16 protein-coding genes are annotated in these 18,209 nt (G+C 72.5%); 8 read left to right on the top strand and 8 right to left on the bottom strand.

Annotated features, from left to right (window positions below; genetic code table 11):
* Positions 1-7: 7 nt before the first annotated feature.
* Complete coding sequence (locus CTZ28_RS17810; protein ID WP_121890411.1) at positions 8-1,816, bottom strand: ABC-F family ATP-binding cassette domain-containing protein; 1,809 nt, start codon at positions 1,814-1,816, stop codon at positions 8-10.
* Positions 1,817-1,961: 145 nt separating this feature from the next.
* Between CTZ28_RS17810 and CTZ28_RS17805 the strand changes: the two genes are divergently transcribed.
* A complete protein-coding gene (locus CTZ28_RS17805; protein WP_259471679.1) occupies positions 1,962-2,567 on the top strand; it encodes a Uma2 family endonuclease in 606 nt (201 codons plus the stop codon).
* A gap of 12 nt (positions 2,568-2,579) precedes the next feature.
* Here the strand turns inward: CTZ28_RS17805 and CTZ28_RS17800 are convergent, their stop codons facing one another.
* The 6 genes from CTZ28_RS17800 to rsmI all read right to left on the bottom strand — a co-directional run bounded on the left by CTZ28_RS17800 (position 2,580) and on the right by rsmI (position 8,353).
* A complete protein-coding gene (locus tag CTZ28_RS17800; protein WP_121890409.1) occupies positions 2,580-3,473 on the bottom strand; it encodes a 4-(cytidine 5'-diphospho)-2-C-methyl-D-erythritol kinase in 894 nt (297 codons plus the stop codon).
* On the bottom strand, positions 3,470-4,336 hold the full coding sequence (gene rsmA, locus CTZ28_RS17795) for a 16S rRNA (adenine(1518)-N(6)/adenine(1519)-N(6))-dimethyltransferase RsmA (RefSeq protein ID WP_121890408.1): 867 nt from the start codon (positions 4,334-4,336) through the stop codon (positions 3,470-3,472). The genes CTZ28_RS17800 and rsmA overlap by 4 nt, the downstream gene beginning before the upstream one ends.
* 72 nt (positions 4,337-4,408) lie before the next feature.
* Entirely contained in the window at positions 4,409-5,812 is a 1,404-nt protein-coding gene (locus tag CTZ28_RS17790) for a resuscitation-promoting factor (protein WP_259471678.1), read from the bottom strand.
* A 115-nt stretch (positions 5,813-5,927) separates the two neighbouring features.
* Complete coding sequence (locus tag CTZ28_RS17785; RefSeq protein ID WP_121890407.1) at positions 5,928-6,806, bottom strand: TatD family hydrolase; 879 nt, start codon at positions 6,804-6,806, stop codon at positions 5,928-5,930.
* A gap of 45 nt (positions 6,807-6,851) precedes the next feature.
* Positions 6,852-7,232, bottom strand: a complete 381-nt coding sequence (locus tag CTZ28_RS17780; protein WP_121890406.1) for a hypothetical protein — start codon at positions 7,230-7,232, stop codon at positions 6,852-6,854.
* A 272-nt stretch (positions 7,233-7,504) separates the two neighbouring features.
* Positions 7,505-8,353: a 16S rRNA (cytidine(1402)-2'-O)-methyltransferase gene (gene rsmI / locus CTZ28_RS17775; protein ID WP_121890405.1), complete on the bottom strand. Its 849-nt coding sequence runs from the start codon at positions 8,351-8,353 to the stop codon at positions 7,505-7,507.
* 96 nt (positions 8,354-8,449) lie between these two features.
* Here rsmI and CTZ28_RS17770 point away from each other — a divergent pair, with 96 nt between their 5' ends.
* From CTZ28_RS17770 to CTZ28_RS17760, 3 genes are all read left to right on the top strand, one after another.
* On the top strand, positions 8,450-10,204 hold the full coding sequence (locus CTZ28_RS17770) for a dolichyl-phosphate-mannose--protein mannosyltransferase (protein ID WP_183154447.1): 1,755 nt from the start codon (positions 8,450-8,452) through the stop codon (positions 10,202-10,204).
* A gap of 127 nt (positions 10,205-10,331) precedes the next feature.
* The gene (locus CTZ28_RS17765) at positions 10,332-11,957 is read left to right on the top strand and encodes a penicillin-binding transpeptidase domain-containing protein (RefSeq protein WP_121890403.1); all 1,626 of its coding nucleotides are present in this window, start codon (positions 10,332-10,334) and stop codon (positions 11,955-11,957) included.
* A 105-nt stretch (positions 11,958-12,062) separates the two neighbouring features.
* Entirely contained in the window at positions 12,063-13,733 is a 1,671-nt protein-coding gene (locus tag CTZ28_RS17760) for a penicillin-binding transpeptidase domain-containing protein (protein ID WP_121890402.1), read from the top strand.
* Positions 13,734-13,767: 34 nt separating this feature from the next.
* Here CTZ28_RS17760 and CTZ28_RS17755 read toward each other — a convergent pair whose 3' ends face one another.
* The gene (locus CTZ28_RS17755) at positions 13,768-14,130 is read right to left on the bottom strand and encodes an SsgA family sporulation/cell division regulator (RefSeq protein WP_121890401.1); all 363 of its coding nucleotides are present in this window, start codon (positions 14,128-14,130) and stop codon (positions 13,768-13,770) included.
* 180 nt (positions 14,131-14,310) lie between these two features.
* On the opposite strand from CTZ28_RS17755, the gene CTZ28_RS17750 reads away from it, so the two are divergent.
* The 4 genes from CTZ28_RS17750 (at position 14,311) to CTZ28_RS17735 (ending at position 18,138) form a co-directional block, all read left to right on the top strand.
* On the top strand, positions 14,311-15,354 hold the full coding sequence (locus tag CTZ28_RS17750; RefSeq protein ID WP_121890400.1) for an energy-coupling factor ABC transporter permease: 1,044 nt from the start codon (positions 14,311-14,313) through the stop codon (positions 15,352-15,354).
* A gap of 1 nt (position 15,355) precedes the next feature.
* Positions 15,356-16,117 (top strand): cobalt ECF transporter T component CbiQ, encoded by a 762-nt coding sequence (gene cbiQ / locus CTZ28_RS17745; protein WP_121890399.1) that lies wholly within the window; start codon positions 15,356-15,358, stop codon positions 16,115-16,117.
* Positions 16,105-16,881, top strand: coding sequence for an energy-coupling factor ABC transporter ATP-binding protein (locus tag CTZ28_RS17740; RefSeq protein WP_121890398.1), 777 nt, complete (start codon positions 16,105-16,107; stop codon positions 16,879-16,881). The genes cbiQ and CTZ28_RS17740 overlap by 13 nt, the downstream gene beginning before the upstream one ends.
* A 90-nt stretch (positions 16,882-16,971) precedes the next feature.
* Positions 16,972-18,138 (top strand): serine hydrolase domain-containing protein, encoded by a 1,167-nt coding sequence (locus tag CTZ28_RS17735; RefSeq protein ID WP_121890397.1) that lies wholly within the window; start codon positions 16,972-16,974, stop codon positions 18,136-18,138.
* Positions 18,139-18,209 lie beyond the last annotated feature (71 nt).

Below are 18,209 nucleotides of genomic sequence, written 5' to 3'. Positions count from 1 at the left end.
ATCGTGGCTATGCGTCCTCGGCGAGTTCCAGCCAGCGCAGCTCCAGTTCCTCGCGTTCGGCCGCCAGGTCGCGCAGCTGAGCGTCGAGTCCGGCCACCTTCGCGAAGTCGGTGGCGTGCTCGGCGATCTGCGCGTGCAGCGTGGTCTCCTTCTCGGAGACGCGGTCCAACTGGCGCTCGATCCGCTGGAGTTCCTTCTTCGCGGCCCGCTGGTCGGCGGCGCTCCGCTCCGCCGTCGCCGGCTTGGGCGCCGCGGCGGCGGCCGAGGCGGCGACGGCCTCCTCCATGCGCCGGCGCCGCTCCAGGTACTCGTCGATGCCGCGCGGCAGCATCCGCAGCGTCGCGTCGCCGAGCAGCGCGTACACCCGGTCGGTGGTGCGCTCGACGAAGAACCGGTCGTGAGAGATGACGATCATCGAGCCGGGCCAGCCGTCGAGGAGGTCCTCCAACTGGGTCAGGGTCTCGATGTCGAGATCGTTGGTGGGTTCGTCCAGGAAGAGGACATTGGGCTCGTCCATGAGCAGCCGCAGCAGTTGCAGCCGCCGCCGCTCACCGCCCGACAGGTCGCCCACCGGCGTCCACTGCTTCTCCTTGGTGAAGCCGAACGTCTCGCACAGCTGCCCGGCGGTCATCTCCCGCCCCTTGCCGAGGTCGACCCGCTCACGCACCTGCTGCACGGCCTCCAGGACCCGCCAGGTGGGGTCGAGTTCGGCGACCTCCTGGGAGAGGTAGGCGAGCCTGACCGTCTTGCCGACGGCGACCCGGCCGGCCACGGGCTGCGCCTCGCCGTCGGTGCGCGCCGCGTCCGCCATGGCCCGCAGCAGGGAGGTCTTCCCGGCGCCGTTGACCCCGACCAGGGCGATGCGGTCGCCGGGGCCGAGCTGCCAGGTGACGTGCTTGAGCAGCATCTTGGGGCCGGCCTGGACGCTCACGTCCGTCAGGTCGAAGACGGTCTTGCCGAGCCGCGAGGAGGCGAACCGCATCAGCTCGCTGCTGTCCCGGGGCGGCGGTACGTCCTGGATCAGCTCGTTGGCTGCCTCGACCCGGAACCGCGGCTTGGAGGTGCGGGCGGGCGCGCCGCGCCGCAGCCAGGCCAGCTCCTTGCGGATCAGGTTCTGCCGCTTGACCTCCTCGGTGGCGGCGATGCGCTCGCGTTCGGCGCGGGCGAAGACGTAGTCGGAGTAGCCGCCCTCGTACTCGTGGACCACGCCGCGCTGCACGTCCCACATGCGGGTGCACACCTGGTCGAGGAACCAGCGGTCGTGGGTCACACAGACCAGCGCCGAACGCCGCTCCCGCAGATGCCCGGCCAGCCACGCGATGCCCTCGACGTCGAGGTGGTTGGTGGGCTCGTCCAGGACGAGCAGGTCCTGCTCCTCGATGAGCAGCTTGGCGAGCGCGATCCGGCGCCGCTCGCCGCCGGACAGCGGGCCGATGACGGTGTCGAGGCCCGCGGGGAAGCCGGGCAGGTCGAGCCCGCCGAACAGGCCGGTCAGCACGTCCCTGACCTTGGCGTTGCCCGCCCATTCGTGGTCGGCCATGTCCCCGATGACCTCGTGCCGCACGGTGGCCGCCGGGTCGAGGGAGTCGTGCTGGGTGAGCACGCCGAGCCGCAGCCCGCCGGAGTGCGTGACCCGCCCGGTGTCGGCCTCCTCCAGCTTGGCGAGCATCCGGATGAGGGTGGTCTTGCCGTCGCCGTTGCGTCCGACGACCCCGATCCGGTCCCCTTCGGACACACCGAGCGAGACGCCGTCCAGCAGCGCACGCGTGCCGTACACCTTGCTGACGTTCTCGACATTGACCAGGTTGACGGCCATTTCACTCCTGTGCGCGGGGATCGATCAGCCTTCAAGCGTAGGGCCTGCGGCGGCACGGGCGGGGCGCGCGGGGGTGGTCACTCTTTGTGATGACGTAATCGGAATGCGGCGGCTACCGTGGAGGGCAGGCAGCAGGATCCCGTCCATGGGAGGAACAATGACCGCCGAGTCCGTCGAGCACCACGTGCAGTGGCCGGTGCCGCCGCAGGACGGCTACACCGTGGACGACCTGTTCACGCTGCCTGATCTCCCGCCGCACACCGAGCTGATCGACGGGAGTCTGGTTTTCGTGAGTCCGCAGCGGGAGTTTCACGCCATCGCCATCGACCTGCTGGTGACCGGCCTGCGCAGCACCGTGCCCGCCGCGCTGCGCGTCCGTCGGGAGATGACCGTGGTCCTCGACAAGCGCAACGGCCCCGAACCAGACGTGAGCGTGATCCGGACTGATGCGATCACCGGGCCGGAACAGACGAGCTACCGAGCCGAGGACGTACTCCTGGCCGTCGAAGTCGTCTCGCCCGATTCCGAGTCCCGTGACCGCACGACCAAGCCGCAGAAGTACGCCGCCGCCGGAATCCCGAACTTCTGGCGCGTCGAGGCGAGCGGGACGAGCGGCAGGCCCGTCGTCCACGTCTACGAACTCGACCCGCTCACCAAGGCGTATGTGCACGTGGGCATGTACCGTGACCGGATCAAGGTCGACAAGCCCTACCCCATCGACATCGATCTGACGGCGATCGACGAGCTCTGAGCCGCCCGCGCTTCAGAGCACCGTCGCCCCCGGGGCGGGCCCCGACGCCGTACGCACCGTCCTGCACGTCCCCGACGCCCGCAGCGCCTGCACCACCCGCTCCGCCGACTCGGGGTCACGGACCAGGAAGGCGGTGGTCGGGCCCGAACCCGAGACCAGGGCCGTGAGCGCGCCCGCCCCGCGGCCCGCCGCCAGCGTCTGCGCCAGCTCCGGGAAGAGGGACAGGGCGGCGGGCTGGAGATCGTTGGAGATGCTCGCCGCAAGCAGGTCGGGGTCGCCCTTCGCGAGCGCGTCCAGGAGGTCCGGGCAGGCCACCGGCTCGGGGATGGCACGGCCCTCGGCGAGCCGGTCGAACTCCTGGAAGACGGCCGGCGTGGACAGCCCCCGGTCGGCCATGGCGAACACCCAGTGGAAGGCGCCGCCGACCTCCAGAACCGTCAGCTTCTCGCCGCGCCCGGTGCCGAGCGCCGCGCCGCCCACCAGACCGAACGGCACGTCGCTGCCCAGCTCGGCGCAGATGTCGAGGAGTTCGGCCGACGAGGCATCGGTACCCCAGAGCGTGTCGCACGCCAGCAGCGCACCCGCCCCGTCCGCGCTGCCGCCCGCCATGCCCCCGGCCACCGGGATGTCCTTGGCGATGTGGAGGTGCACGGCGGGCTCGATGCCACGGCGCCCGGCGAGCGCGAGGGCGGCGCGCGCCGCGAGGTTGGTGCGGTCGAGCGGGACCTGAGCGGCGTCCGGGCCCGCGCAGGTGACCCGCAGTTCGTCCGCCGGGGTCACGGTGACCTCGTCGTACAGGCCGACCGCGAGGAAGACGTTGGCCAGGTCGTGGAAACCGTCGGGCCGGGCGGCGCCCACGGCGAGCTGGACATTGACCTTGGCCGGGACGCGTACCGTGACGCTCACTCGCCCTCCTTGTGCTCCGCGATCCGCGCGAACTCCTCCACCGTCAGCGACTCACCGCGTGCCTGCGGGGACACCCCGGCGGCGACCAGGGCCGCCTCGGCGGCCGCCGCGGAACCGGCCCATCCGGCGAGCGCCGCCCGCAGTGTCTTGCGGCGCTGCGCGAACGCCGCGTCGACGACCTGGAAGACCTCCCGCTTCGAGGCCGTGGTCCTGACCGGTTCGGCCCGCCGGACCAGGGAGACCAGCCCGCTGTCCACGTTCGGCGCGGGCCAGAAGACGTTGCGTCCGATGGCCCCGGCCCGCTTCACCTCGGCGTACCAGTTCGCCTTGACGGAGGGGACGCCGTACACCTTCGAACCGGGCGCGGCGGCGAGCCGGTCCGCGACCTCCGCCTGCACCATCACCAGCGTCCGCTCGATGCCGGGGAAGGTGTCGAGCATGTGCAGCAGCACGGGCACGGCCACGTTGTAGGGCAGGTTGGCGACCAGCGCGGTGGGGGCGGGGCCGGGCAGCGCGGAGACGTTCATCGCGTCGGAGTGGACCAGCGTGAACCGGTCGGCGCGCTCGGGCATCCGCGCGGCGATGGTGGCGGGCAGCGCGGCGGCCAGCACGTCGTCGATCTCGACGGCGGTGACCCGGTCGGCGGCCTCCAGCAGGGCGAGGGTGAGGGAGCCGAGCCCCGGGCCGACCTCGACGACCACGTCGTCGGGGCGGACCCCGGCGGTGCGGACGATACGGCGGACGGTGTTCGCGTCGATCACGAAGTTCTGGCCGCGCTGCTTGGTCGGGCGCACGCCCAGCGCCGCCGCCAGCTCACGGATGTCGGCGGGGCCGAGGAGAACGTCGGGGATGGAGCTACTCACGGCACAAGGGTAAGGGCCACCGGCACCCCCTCACCCCACCCCCCGACCCGACAACCCTGCGGCCCGGCGCTCCTACCCGTACAGGCGGGATCCGCAGTGGGGCCAGGGGCTCGAGCCGCGGCGTACGTACAGTTTCTTGGCCCGGTACGTCTGTTCCGCCGCCGAGGCGTCCTGCGGGCGGCCCTTGCCGCCCAGGCCGCGCCAGGTGCTCCCGTCGAACTGGTAGAGGCCGCCGTAGGTTCCCGAGGGGTCCACCGCGGCGGGCCGTCCGCCGGACTCGCAGGTCGCGAGGGCCCGCCAGTTCAGTCCCTCGGCGCCCTCGACGGAGGCCGGCGGCGGCTTGATGCCCACCCGTACGAGCTGGGTCAGCGGCTCGCGGACCACCTCGGACCGCTCCCGGCGGGGCTTCTGCCGGACCCCGTTGACGGTCCGCATGAGGAAGGTCACGCGTCGCACGCCCGGCTGTCCGGCGCGGTCGACCACCTCGATGCCGCGGAACAGCGTCGGGTCGTTGGTCCGCCGCACCTGGTACGGGATCGGCTCCTCGCGTACCTCCTTGGCGCCGGTGACCCGCAGCACGGTCACCGTCTGTCCGTCCCGCGGGAAGCTGCCCGGCGGCACGGACGTGGTGTCCTGGCCGCGCAGGGTGATCCCGGCCTGGTCGACCGCCTCGCGTACGGTCGCCGCGTTGGTGCGGACCATGTGGGCACGGCCGTCCGCGATGACCGTCACCGCGCGTTCGGTGCGCACGTCCAGGGCGAGACCGGCGCGCCCGATGGGCTGGGCGCGCGAGGCCGACAGATACGCGCCCTCCGCGCGCACCCCGAGCTCCCTGAGCGCGTCGTCCACGGTGCGCGCCGTCGTCCACACCTGGCGCCGCTCGCCGTCGATGGTGAGCCGTACGGGCCGCCCGTAGTGCACCGCGATCTCGTCGCCGCTGCTGAGCTCCGCGCCGCGGGCCGGCGTGACCACGTCGTGCTCCCCCACCGGCACGCCCTCCTCGGCGAGCAGTTCGGTCACGTCGTCGGCGAAGGTGTGCAGGGTGCGCGACTTCCCGTCGACGCTCAGCTCGATCGCCTTGTCCTTGGCGACGAACGCGGTGGTGCCGCCGGCCAGGCAGGCGACGACCAGCGCCTGCGGCACCAGCCGACGCATCGTGGGCTCCGAGCGCCGGGCGTAGCGCGCCCGGCGCCGGCGCGCGGCGCGCCGGTCCGACCGGGGGCGCATGACGGCCTCACGTCTGACGGGCTCGCGCAGGTCCGGCTCGATCCCGCTCGGCGGCTGCCGCGGCAGCAACGGCTGTTCGTGGGCGGGCCGGTAGGTGTCGCGGTACGCCCCGCCGGCGACGGGCACCTCCCATGTGCCGTACCCCGCCGGCGGAGCCGGAGCCGGGGCCGGGGCGGGACCGGGAAGGTACGTCCCGTACGGCCCGTACGTCCCATAAGTCCCGTACGTCTCGTACTGCGGATTGCTCACACCGACACGCTCCAGAGGGCCAGAAGGGGACCAAATGGCCCCCAGAACCTAGCGGAGCACCCCGCACTCTCCAAAACGGCACAACTGGCGACAGTCGGGAGGACTCGCCCTGCGCTCAGTAGGCGAAGGCGCGGGCCGTGTTCGCGCCCAGGGCCGTCGCCAGCGCGTCCTCGTCGATGCCGCGCACGGCGGCCATCGCGCGCACCGTCACCGGAACCAGGTAGGGCGCGTTGGGCCGTCCGCGGTACGGCGCCGGGGTCAGGAACGGCGCGTCCGTCTCCACCAGGACCAGTTCCAGCGGGGCGACGGCGAGGGCGTCGCGCAGGTTCTGGGCGTTCTTGAAGGTGACGTTCCCGGCGAAGGACATGAAGTAGCCCTCGCGGGCGCACACGTCAGCCATCGCCGCGTCGCCCGAGTAGCAGTGGAAGACGGTGCGCTCGGGGGCGCCCTCCTCCTTGAGGACGCGCAGCACGTCGGCGTGCGCGTCCCGGTCGTGGATGACCAGGGCCTTGCCGTGCCGCTTGGCGATCTCGATATGGGCGCGGAAGGACCGCTCCTGGGCCGCTTTGCCCCCGGGGCCGGTGCGGAAGTGGTCGAGTCCCGTCTCGCCGACGCCCTTCACCTGCGGCAGCCCGGCCAGCCGGTCGATCTCGGCCAGCGCCTCGTCCAGGGCCGCGTCGCCGCCCGCCTCGCGGGCGCCCTGCCGGGACCACCCGTCGGGGTCCCCGTGGACGATGCGCGGGGCCTCGTTGGGGTGCAGGGCGACGGTCGCGTGGACGCCGTCGTACGCCGCGGCGGTCTCCGCGGCCCACTGGGAGCCCTTGATGTCGCAGCCGACCTGGACGACCGTCGTCACGCCCACCGACGCGGCCCTGGCGAGTCCCTCCTCGACCGTGCCGGACTGCATGTCGAGATGGGTGTGGGAGTCGGCGACCGGCACCCGGAGGGGCTCCGGGAGCGGCGGTGCCGCGTTCTTGTCGGCATTCGAAGGCATGCCCCGATCCTACGAAAGGGGCATGCCGCACCCGGCCTGCGCCGGTCAGCTCGCCCGGCGCTGGAACGGATGGAGGAGATCGGACAGGTGCCAGTGGTGGTGCGGGGACGCCGGCGCCGGCCGGTCCGGCTCCCGTTCGGCGGTCTCGTGCGCCGCCCCGAGCACCGACGAGACCTGCCCCGCCCGCATGATCCGGACCACGCGGCCGTCGCAGTTCTGGCACACGGGCCGGCTCAGCGGCGACGGAACGATCCGCCCGTTCGCTACGTACATGACGAACTCGGTGCCGTCGGCGTCCGTGTGGTGCTCTATCTCGTACGACTGCTCCCAGCCGTGCCCGCAGCGCATGCAGGCGAAGGAATACGACTCGTGAACGACGGCTGTCGCCGCACCGCGGGGGCCGGTCTGCCCTGCGATCTCACTCATGCCAGTTACTCCTCTTCGTCCGCCGGACCCTTCCACCAGTGGACGCCCGCACCGACGGCAAATGCACCACCCCTGCCGACTGTTGAACCCGATTTGGCCCTCCCTTGCCGCAGCACCCCCGACAACCGGGCCGGCCCTTTACCTGCCCCAAGCACAATTTGCCCCTACATGAACCACGCCCCAAAGGGGCGCGGGGAACGGCGCGACCAGCCCCCACAACCCGCACCCCGAAACAACCCCCAACCCCGACGGCGCCCCCGAAAACCCCCGCCCTACCCAGCGGAGCGCTTCGATGCGACCACAGCGTCGAACACCACCCGCTTGGCCACCCCCACCTCGACCGCCACCGCCGCGATCGCCTCCTTGCGCCGCTCCCCCGCCTCCTCGCGGACCCGGACCCGGCGCACGAGTTCATCGGCGCCGAGATCCTCGGGACCCGGCTCGGGCGCGCCCTGGACGACGACGGTGATCTCGCCCCGTACCCCCTCCGCCGCCCACGCGGCCAGCTCGGCGAGGGGACCGCGGCGCACCTCCTCGTACGTCTTGGTCAGCTCACGGCAGACGGCGGCCGGCCGCTGCCCGCCGAACACCTCGGCCATCGCGGCGAGCGTGTCGTCCAGGCGGTGCGGCGCCTCGAAGTACACCAGCGTGCGCCGCTCCCCGGCGACCTCCCGCAGCCGGGACAGCCGCTCGCCCGCCTTGCGCGGCAGGAAACCCTCGAAGCAGAACCGGTCGACGGGCAGTCCGGACAGCGCGAGCGCGGTGAGCACGGCGGACGGCCCCGGGACCGCGGTGACCCGGATGTCCCGCTCGACGGACGCGGCGACCAGCCGGTATCCGGGGTCGGAGACCGACGGCATCCCGGCGTCCGTCACCAGCAGCACCCGCGCGCCGCCCAGCAGCTCCGCGACCAGTTCGGGCGTCCGGGCCGCCTCGTTGCCCTCGAAGTAGGAGACCACGCGCCCCTTGGGGGTGACGCCCAGCGCCTGCGTCAGCCGGCGCAGCCGCCGGGTGTCCTCGGCGGCCACGACGTCCGCGCTCGCCAGTTCCGCCGCGAGCCGCGGTGGCGCGTCCGCGACGTCGCCGATGGGAGTGCCCGCCAGGACAAGGGTTCCAGTCACGCCCCCATCCTCCCAGGGGCGGACGGAAGGGGGCGCATCCGGCCCCGTAGCGGCCATGCGCGGGACTCGCACAGAAGGGTTCCCTACGATGGCGCGGTGACCAGTACCGCGTCCTCCATGGACACCCGGCAGGGCCAGGCTCCGCACGACCAGCGTCCGTCGTGGCTGCAGCGGCTGCGCCGCTTCGGCTATCCGGCGGGCCCGGCCGCGGCCGGTGGCGCCGGCGACGTCCGCGACCGCCTGGTGCCGCCGTACGCCGAGCCCAGTCCGCGCCTCTGGCTCGCCCTGGGCGTGCCGCCGGCCCTGGCCGAGCGGATCACCCGCTGGTCGGGCTGGGTCGGCCCGCTGCTGGTGACGCTGATGGCGGGCGCGATGCGGTTCTGGAACCTGGGCAGCCCGAAGGCGGTGATATTCGACGAGACGTACTACGCCAAGGACGCCTGGGCGCTCGTCCACCGCGGTTTCGAGGTCAACTGGGACAAGAACGCCAACGACCTGGTCCTGCAGTCGGGCGGGCATCTGACCATCCCCACGGACGCGGCGTACGTCGTGCACCCGCCGGTGGGCAAGTACGTCATCGGGCTGGGCGAGCTGATCTTCGGGTTCGACCCGTTCGGCTGGCGGTTCATGACGGCCCTGCTGGGCACGCTGAGCGTGCTGCTGCTGTGCCGCATCGGCCGCCGGATCTTCCGCTCGACCTTCCTCGGCTGTCTGGCGGGCGCGCTGATGGCGGTGGACGGCCTGCACTTCGTGATGAGCCGCACCGCGCTGCTGGACGGCGTGCTGATGTTCTTCGTCCTCGCGGCCTTCGGCTGTCTGGTCGTCGACCGGGACCGGTCGCGGGCGCGGCTCGCCGCAGCGCTGCCCGCCGACGCCGACGGCCGCGTCCGCCCGGACGCGCACACCGCCGACACGCTCCGCCTCGGCCTGCGCCCCTGGCGCTGGGCGGCCGGCCTGATGCTCGGGCTGGCCTTCGGCACCAAGTGGAACGGCCTCTACATCCTCGCCGCGTTCTGTGTGCTTGCGGTGCTGTGGGACGTCGGCGCCCGCAAGGTGGCCGGGGCGCGGCACCCCTACATGGCGGTGCTCAAGTACGACACGGGCATCACGTTTCTGGCCACGGTGCCGGTGGCGGTCGCCGTGTACCTGGTCTCCTGGATCGGCTGGATCCGCTCCCCCGCCGACGGCTCGGGCGGCTACTTCCGCAACTGGGCGGCGACCGACGGCAAGGGCGGCCACTGGACCTTCCTGCCGGACTGGCTGCGCAGCCTGTGGCACTACGAACACGAGGTGTACGAGTTCCACGTCGGCCTGTCGTCGCCGCACACCTACCAGTCCAACCCCTGGAGCTGGCTCGTGCTGGGCCGCCCGGTCTCGTACTTCTACGAGTCCCCCACCGCCGGCACGGACGGCTGCCCGGCCGACGCGGGCCAGAAGTGCGCCCGCGAGGTCCTGGCGCTCGGCACGCCGCTGCTGTGGTGGGCGGCCTGCTTCGCCCTCCTGTACGTCCTGTGGCGCTGGCTGTTCCGCCGCGACTGGCGCGCGGGCGCCATCGCCTGCGCCATCGCCGCCGGCTATCTGCCCTGGTTCATGTACCAGGAGCGCACGATCTTCTTCTTCTACGCCATCGTCTTCCTGCCGTTCCTGTGCCTGGCGGTGGCGATGCTGATCGGCGCGATCATCGGCCCACGCGGTTCCACCGACACCCGCCGGGTGATCGGCGCCTCGGGCGCGGGCGTCCTGGTCCTCCTGATCGCCTGGAACTTCATCTATTTCTGGCCCCTGTACACGGGCACGGCGATCCCGATCGACAACTGGCGGTCGCGGATGTGGCTGGATACATGGGTCTAGGCGCGCTCGGCGGGTGGTGACCCCGTCTCCGTTAGGACACCATCCGACAACATCCCTCACCTTCGCACCGCGGCCCCGCCTACAGTGCGGGGGACTGTCACGGGGGCAGGGGGAGGGGTTCGGCAGGATGCGCAAGGGGGTCAAGGCCGCTGTCGTCGGCGGTGCGTTCGCCGTGCTGGTGGGAGGGGCCGGGTACGGGACGTACAACATCGTGTCCGCCGTGAACGGCGGCGGGGAGTCGGGCGGTGGTCCCACACCCGTGCGGACCGGGCCGCCCACCGCCGCCGAAGTGCGGGAGACCACGCGGAAGTTCTTCGCCGCCTGGGAGAAGGGCAGCGGGGTGACGGCGGCCTCGTACACGGACAACGCGGCGGACGCCGAGCCGCTGCTGACGGCGTACGCGCAGGACGCGCACATCACCGGCGTGCGGATCACGCCCGGCGCGGCGACCGGCGCCACCGTGCCGTTCACGGTCAAGGCGACGGTGTCCTACGACGGGAAGTCCGAACCGCTCGCCTACAAGAGCGAGTTGACGATCGTGCGGGGCCGGACCACGCACCGCGCGCTCGTCGACTGGCAGCCCTCCCTCGTCCACCCCGAGCTGCGGCCCGGCGACACACTGGTGACCGGTGAGTCCGCGAGCCCGCCGGTCGAGGCGGTGGACCGCAACGGCAAGGTGCTGACGAAGGACGCCTACCCGTCCCTGGGCCCCATCCTGGACGAGCTGCGTGACAAGTACGGCGCCAAGGCGGGCGGCAGCCCCGGAGTGGAACTGGCGATCCGGCACGAGGCCGAGGACGCCGCCGACACCCCGCTGCTCACCCTCGCCGAGGGCCGGGCGGGCCGGCTGCGGACGACGCTGAGCGCGAGCGCGCAGGCCGCGGCCGAGACGGCGGTGCGGAAGTACCCGGAGTCGTCGGTGGCGGCGGTGCGGCCGAGCACCGGCGAGGTGCTGGCGGTCGCCAACCACCGCGAGGACGGCTTCAACGCGGCCTTCCTCGGCAAGCTGGCCCCCGGCTCCACCATGAAGATCATCAGCGCGGCCACGCTCATCGACAACGGGATCACCACGGCGAACGGGCCCGCGCCCTGCACCCCGGACGCGATGTGGGAGGGCCAGACCTTCCGCAACCTCAAGAGCCTGGCCCCGAACCAGAACGCGACGCTCTCGGAGAGCTTCGCCCGCTCCTGCAACACGGCGTTCATCAAGTACACCGACGACCTGAAGACCGACTCGCTGACCCAGGAGGCCGAGGACCGTTTCGGCCTCGGCCGGGACGACTGGCAGACCGGCATCCCGTCCTTCGACGGCTCCGTGCCGGCCACCGGCGGCCCGGACATGGCGGCCGCCCTCATCGGACAGGGCCAGGTCCAGATGAGCCCGCTGAACCTGGCGTCGGTGACGGCGACCGCGATGACCGGCACGTTCCGTCAGCCGGTCGTCGTGCCGCTCGCCCTCGACGGCCGCGAACCGGCCCGCGCGCAGGGGCTGCCCGCGGGCACGGTCCAGCAGCTGCGGGCGATGATGTACCGCACCGCGACCAGCGGCACCGCGGCCGGGGTGATGGCCGGTCTGGGCGGCAGCATCGGCGCGAAGACCGGCTCGGCGGAGGTCGACGGACAGACCAGGTCCAACAGCTGGTTCACCGGGTACCGGAACGACATCGCGGCGGCGGCGATGGCCCAGGACGCCGGCCACGGCACCGACGCGGCCGGACCGATTGTCGCAGCTGTGCTACGGACAGGTGGCTGAAGTCACCCGTACAGGACGGGACTCTAGGGTGGTAGCCGTCGTTGAGGTGCATGGGGGCAACGAGGGCGACGGGGACCCTGGGGAATTCGCGGAGGAACTGAGGCTGTGGGCAAGAGAAGGCGCGTCGCCGAGCGACGGAAGACCCGACCCGCCGTGCTCGGCGGGATGAGCGCCGTCGTCGTCATCGGCGCCGGGGTCGCCGTCTACGCGCTCTACGGCGGCGGCGCGGCGGCCGAGGACGGGACGGGGCCGGCGTCGGCGGGCCGCAAGGCGGTGAAGACCGGACCGCTGACCGCGGCCGAGGTGCGGACCGCCGCCACGAGCTTCCTCACGGCCTGGCAGCGGGGCGAGGTCACGCGGGCCGCGGCCGCCACGGACGACGCGAGCGCCGCCACCGCGCTGCTCACCGGCTACACCAAGGACGCCCACATCAAGGACGTCAAGATCACCCCCGGCACCGGCACCGGCGCCGAGGTCCCGTTCGCCGTGCGGGCCACGGTGACCTACAAGGGCGTCAGCAAGCCGCTGGCGTACGACAGCGCGCTCACGGTGGTGCGCGGCACGTCCGACGGCGAGCCGGTGATCGGCTGGCACGCCGCCGTGCTGCACCCCGATCTGAAGGACGGCGACAAGCTGGTCACCGGCGAGGCCGGCACACCGCCGGTGACGGCGCTGGACCGCGACGGCGGGAAGCTGACCACGGCCGCGTACCCGTCGCTCGGCACGGTGCTGGACGGGCTGCGCGCGAAGTACGGCAAGCTGGCGGGCGGCAAGGCGGGCGTCGAACTGCGCGTGGTCCGCGGCAAGGAGTCGCAGAAGGCGAAGCTGTCCGACAAGACGCTGCTGGAACTGGGCAAGGGCACGCCGGGCACGGTGAGGACGACGCTGAGCGCGAGCCTGCAGGCCGCGGCCGAGGAGCAGGTCGCCGAGTCGGAGCGCGCCTCGGTCTTGGTGATGCGGCCCTCGACCGGTGAGATCCTCGCGGTGGCCAACACCAGCCGCGGCTTCAACACGGCGCTCCAGGGTTCGCTGGCCCCCGGTTCCACGATGAAGGTCATCACGTCGTCGCTGCTCATCGAGAAGGACCTGGCCTCCGCGAACAAGTCCCACCCCTGCCCCAAGACGTTCACGTACGGCGGCTGGAAGTTCCACAACGACGACGATTTCCAGATCAAGGGCGGCACGTTCAAGGCGAGCTTCGCGCGCTCCTGCAACACGGCCTTCATCAGCCAGGCGGGCGAGCTGACGGACGACGACCTGACGAAGCAGGCCCAGCAGGTCTTCGGTCTGTCCCGGAACGACTGGGCGATCGGCGTCCCGACCTTCGACGGCTCGGTGCCGGTGCAGTCGGCGGCGCAGATGGCGGCCTCGCTGATCGGCCAGGGCGGGGTGCGCATGAACCCGCTCAACATGGCGTCCGTCGCCGCGACGGTGAAGGCGGGCGTCTTCCACCAGCCGTACCTGGTCTCCCCGTCGGTCGACAACCGCACGCTGGCCACCGCGTCCCGCACGATGTCCGCGGGCACCCTCTCCCAGCTGCGTGAGCTGATGCAGTACACCGCCGCGTACGGCACGGCGGCGCAGGCGATGTCCGGTCTCGGCCCCGACTACGGCGCCAAGACGGGTTCGGCGGAGGTCGACGGGCAGAAGAAGGCCAACGGCTGGTTCACGGCGTACCGCGGGGATCTGGCGGCCGCGGGCGTCGTCCAGGCGGGCGGCCACGGCGGTGACACGGCGGGCCCGATCGTGGCGGCGCTGCTGAAGACGGGCGGCTGAGGACAGCGTTGGGACGGAGTCCGGGGCCGAGTGGTCAGCGCGGCACGGGTTCGCCGGCCATATAGGTGCGCCGCAGGAACCGCAGCAGGGCCTTCGACTCGAACTGCACCACGGAGACCCCGTGCGCGGAGTGGAACTCCACGACGGCCTGGACGCGGCCGCAGGGCCACACCCGGACGTCTCCGCTCTCGGCGGGTGCCCGCAGTCCCTGTTCGAGCAGCGCGCGTGAGAACGTCCACTCGTGCGGTCCGGGCAACGGGTCGGGCAGACCGATGCGCACCGACCGTGGATCCACCTCGGGGTCGTAGCGCAGGACGACGGGGACGGCGGGGGCATCCTCGCGGGTGTCCTCGTCCGTGACGACATGGGCTCGTGCGTACTGTTCGACTACGGACATCAGAGAGCCCCTAACGCTGTGTCACCGATATTGGTCCTGCGCTACTGCGCGCGTACACCTCCTTTCCAATGTCGCATATTTCCAAGAATGTGCTCATTGAGAGCTGAGAGATCTCACGTGTGCAATAAACGACAACCTCGCTCTTGCAAGACGTTCGCAATAAGTGCCTAGAATCGGCGCGTGCATGTTCCTGACGGATTCATCGACGCCCCCACCTCCGCCGTCACCGGAGTGGTCGCCGCCGGCGCCATCGCCGTGAGCCTGCGCGGCGCGCGGCGTGAGCTGGACGAGCGGACCGCGCCGCTGGCCGGTCTCGTGGCGGCGTTCATCTTCGCGGTGCAGATGCTGAACTTCCCGGTCGCCGCCGGGACCAGCGGCCATCTGCTCGGCGGCGCCCTCGCCGCGATACTCGTCGGCCCCTACACCGGAGTGCTCTGCGTCTCCGTCGTCCTGCTCATGCAGGGCATCCTGTTCGCCGACGGCGGCCTGACTGCGCTCGGCGTGAACATCACCGACATGGCGATCGTGACGACCGTGGTGTCGTACGCCGTCTTCCGCGGCCTGCTCGCGGTGCTGCCGCGCGGGCGGCGCTCGGTCACCGTCGCCTCCTTCGTCGCCGCGCTGGTTTCGGTGCCGGCCGCCGCCGTCGCCTTCACCCTGATCTACGCGGTCGGCGGCACCACCGACGTGGCCCTCGGCAAGGTCGCCACCGCGATGATCGGCGTCCATGTGCTGATCGGCATCGGCGAGGCCGCGATCACCGCGCTCACGGTCGGCGCCGTCGTCGCCGTACGGCCGGACCTCGTGCACGGCGCCCGGGGCCTGCGCCAGGAGCTCAAGCTGCGCGTGCACGGCGAGCTGGTCGACGCCCCGGCGGCGGCGGCCCCGGCCGCCGCCCGGACCTCGCGCCGCACCCTGTGGATCACCGGCCTGGTCACCTCCCTCGTGCTCGCCGGGTTCGTCAGCTTCTACGCGTCCGCCAACCCGGACGGCCTGGAGAAGGTCGCCCACGACCACGGCATCGACCGGAAGACCGAGGACCACGCCTCGGCCGACTCGCCGCTCGCCGACTACGGCGTCAAGGACGTCTCCGACGCCCGGCTCTCCGGCGGTCTCGCGGGCGTGATCGGCGTCGGCGTCACGGTCGTCGCGGGCAGCGCGATCTTCTGGGCGGTACGCAGGCGCCGCACCCAGGACGTCTCCCCCACGGGCACGGAGATCTGACATGGGGGCCGGGCACGCCCATCGGCTGTACCGGCACGGGCACTCGCCCGTGCACGCGCTGCCACCGCACACCAAGCTCGCCGCCGCCTTCGCCTTCGTGGTGGTCGTGGTCTCCACACCGCGCGAGGCCGTGTGGGCGTTCGGGCTGTACGCCGTGCTGCTCGCGGCAGTGGCGTACCGCGCCCGGGTCCCGGCCGGCTTCCTGCTCAAGCGCCTCCTCATCGAGGTGCCGTTCGTGGCGTTCGCGGTGCTCATGCCGTTCGTGGCGGAGGGCGAGCGGGTGGACGTCCTCGGTCTGTCGCTGAGCGTCAACGGCCTGTGGGGCGCCTGGAACGTGCTCGCCAAGGGCACACTGGGCGTCGCCGCCTCGGTGCTGCTGGCCGCCACCACCGAACTGCGCGAGCTGCTGCTCGGACTCCAGCGGCTGAGGCTGCCGCCGCTGCTGGTCCAGATCGCATCGTTCATGATCCGCTACGGCGATGTCATCACCGACGAGATGCGCCGCATGCGGATCGCCCGCGAGTCGCGCGGCTTCGAGGCGCGGGGGGTGCGCCACTGGGGCGTGCTCGCCAAGTCCGCCGGTGCGCTCTTCATCCGCTCCTACGAGCGCGGCGAGCGCGTCCACCTGGCCATGGTGAGCCGGGGGTACGCCGGTTCGATGCCGGTCATCGACGAGGTGACCGCGTCCCGGGCCCAGTGGTCGTACGCCCTGGCCCTCCCCTGCGCCGCCCTCGTCGTCTGTCTGCTGGGATGGACCCTGTGAGCACTGACTCGATCCCCGCGTCCCTGGAGGTCTCCGGCCTCGCCTTCGCCTACCCCGACGGCCACCAGGCCCTGTTCGGCGTGGACTTCGCCGTCGGCCGCGGCGAACGGGTCGCGCTGCTCGGCCCGAACGGCGCCGGCAAGACCACCCTCGTCCTGCACCTCAACGGCATCCTGAGCGGCGGGACCGGGACGGTGACCGTGGCCGGGCTGCCGGTCGGCAGGAAACACATGGCCGAGATCCGGCAGAAGGTCGGCATCGTCTTCCAGGACCCCGACGACCAGCTGTTCATGCCGACCGTGCGGGAGGACGTGGCGTTCGGTCCCGCGGCTGCCGGGCTGAAGGGCGCCGCGCTCCAGGAGCGGGTGCGCACGGCCCTGGAGCAGGTGGGCATGGCGGACTTCGCCGACCGGCCGCCGCACCATCTCTCGTTCGGCCAGCGGCGCCGGGTCGCCGTCGCCACCGTGCTGGCGATGGAGCCGGAGATCCTGGTGCTCGACGAGCCCTCCTCCAACCTCGACCCGGCCTCCCGGCGGGAACTCGCCGACATCCTGCGCGCGCTGGACGTCACCGTCCTGATGGTCACGCACGACCTGCCGTACGCGCTGGAGCTGTGCCCGCGCTCGCTGATCCTGAGCGACGGCGTGATCGCGGCGGACGGTCCGACCGGCGACGTCCTGTCCGACGACGCGTTGATGCGGGCCCACCGCCTGGAGCTGCCCTTCGGCTTCGACCCGAAGTCGGTGACGACGTCCGGCCGGTGACGGCGTCCGGCCGTGCCCGGCCGAAGGAATCGCAGGCCGGCCGCCGGTGTTGCACCCACAGCCGAAGGTGAGCCGAAGGGAAGTGCGGGCGTGGACGTGAACGGCACAGTGGCCGAGGGCTTCGAGCCGGTCAGGGAGGCGTTCCTGCGCAACTTCGAGCAACTGGGCGAGCGGGGCGCCGCGCTGGCCGTGTACCGGGACGGGCACCGGATCGTCGACCTGTGGGGCGGCACCAAGGACGTGGACGGGCAGGCGCCCTGGGAACGCGACACCGCCCAGATCGTGCGCTCCGCGACGAAGGGCGTCGCCGCGGCCGTCCTGCTCCTCCTCCACCAGCGCGGGGAGCTGGACCTGGACGCGCCGGTGGGCGAGTACTGGCCGGAGTTCAAGGCCGCGGGCAAGGAGCGCACGCTGGTGTGGCACCTGCTCGCGCACCGCGCCGGCGTCCCGGTGCTGGACCGCCCGCTCACCCCTGGGCAGGCGGCCGATCCCGAGCTGGGCGCGGCGGCCGTCGCGGCCCAGGCGCCGGTGTGGGAGCCGGGCACGGACCACGGCTACCACGCGCAGACGTACAGCTGGCTCACCGGCGAGCTGGCGCGGCGGGTCACGGGCCGTCCGGTCGGTGCCTGGCTGGCCGACGAGATCGCCGGGCCGGCCGGCGCCGACCTGTGGCTCGGGCTGCCGGACGGCCAGGCCGCGCGGGTGGGCCGGGTCGGACCGGTCGACGCCCCCGAGGCAGCCGGCGGGCTGCGGACCCGGCCCAAGCGGTCCGTCGCCGATGCCTACGCCGACCCCGGCTCGCTGACCCGCCGCGCCTTCGCCGCGATCACCCCGCTGCCCGACGAGAACGACCCCGCCTACCGCGCCGCCGCCCTGCCCGCCTCCAACGGCATCGCCACCGCGGACGGCCTGGCCCGGTTCTACGCCGCGCTGATCGGCGAAGTGGACGGCGGCCGACGGCTGTTCACTCCGCGCACCGTCGAGCTGGCCCGCGGCGAGCGGTCCGCCGGGCCCGACCGCGTGCTGGTCGTGGGCACGCGGTTCGGTCTCGGGCACATGCTGCACGGCGCGGCGTCGCCGCTGCTGTCGCCCGGCTCCTTCGGACATCCCGGCCGCGGGGGCGCGCTCGGCTTCGCCGACCCTGACTCGGGGCTCGCCTTCGGCTATGTGACGAACGGCTTCCGGCAGAGCGTGACGGCGGATCCGCGGGCGCAGGCGTTGGTGCGGGCCGTACGGGCGGCTCTCGCCGGGGAGTAGGCGGCTTGGCTGGGGTGCTGCTCGCCTTTCGGCTGCGGCACCGTCGTGGCTGATCGCGTCTTCGGCTGCGG

The sequence above is a fragment of the Streptomyces shenzhenensis genome, from assembly GCF_003688995.1.
GTDB classification, from domain to species: Bacteria; Actinomycetota; Actinomycetes; order Streptomycetales; family Streptomycetaceae; genus Streptomyces; species Streptomyces shenzhenensis_A.
Note: the sequence above shows the minus strand (reverse complement) of the source record. Positions and strands in the feature narration are given on the sequence as shown.

Excerpts from the sequence above, each read along its gene's own strand:
- CTZ28_RS17810 (WP_121890411.1), bottom strand. The coding sequence starts at position 1,816 with ATGGCCGTCAACCTGGTCAATGTCGAGAACGTCAGCAAGGTGTACGGC.
- CTZ28_RS17805 (WP_259471679.1), top strand. The coding sequence starts at position 1,962 with ATGGGAGGAACAATGACCGCCGAGTCCGTCGAGCACCACGTGCAGTGG.
- CTZ28_RS17785 (WP_121890407.1), bottom strand. The coding sequence starts at position 6,806 with ATGCCTTCGAATGCCGACAAGAACGCGGCACCGCCGCTCCCGGAGCCC.
- CTZ28_RS17780 (WP_121890406.1), bottom strand. The coding sequence starts at position 7,232 with ATGAGTGAGATCGCAGGGCAGACCGGCCCCCGCGGTGCGGCGACAGCC.
- CTZ28_RS17765 (WP_121890403.1), top strand. The coding sequence starts at position 10,332 with ATGCGCAAGGGGGTCAAGGCCGCTGTCGTCGGCGGTGCGTTCGCCGTG.
- CTZ28_RS17755 (WP_121890401.1), bottom strand. The coding sequence starts at position 14,130 with ATGTCCGTAGTCGAACAGTACGCACGAGCCCATGTCGTCACGGACGAG.
- cbiQ (WP_121890399.1), top strand. The coding sequence starts at position 15,356 with ATGGGGGCCGGGCACGCCCATCGGCTGTACCGGCACGGGCACTCGCCC.
- CTZ28_RS17740 (WP_121890398.1), top strand. The coding sequence starts at position 16,105 with ATGGACCCTGTGAGCACTGACTCGATCCCCGCGTCCCTGGAGGTCTCC.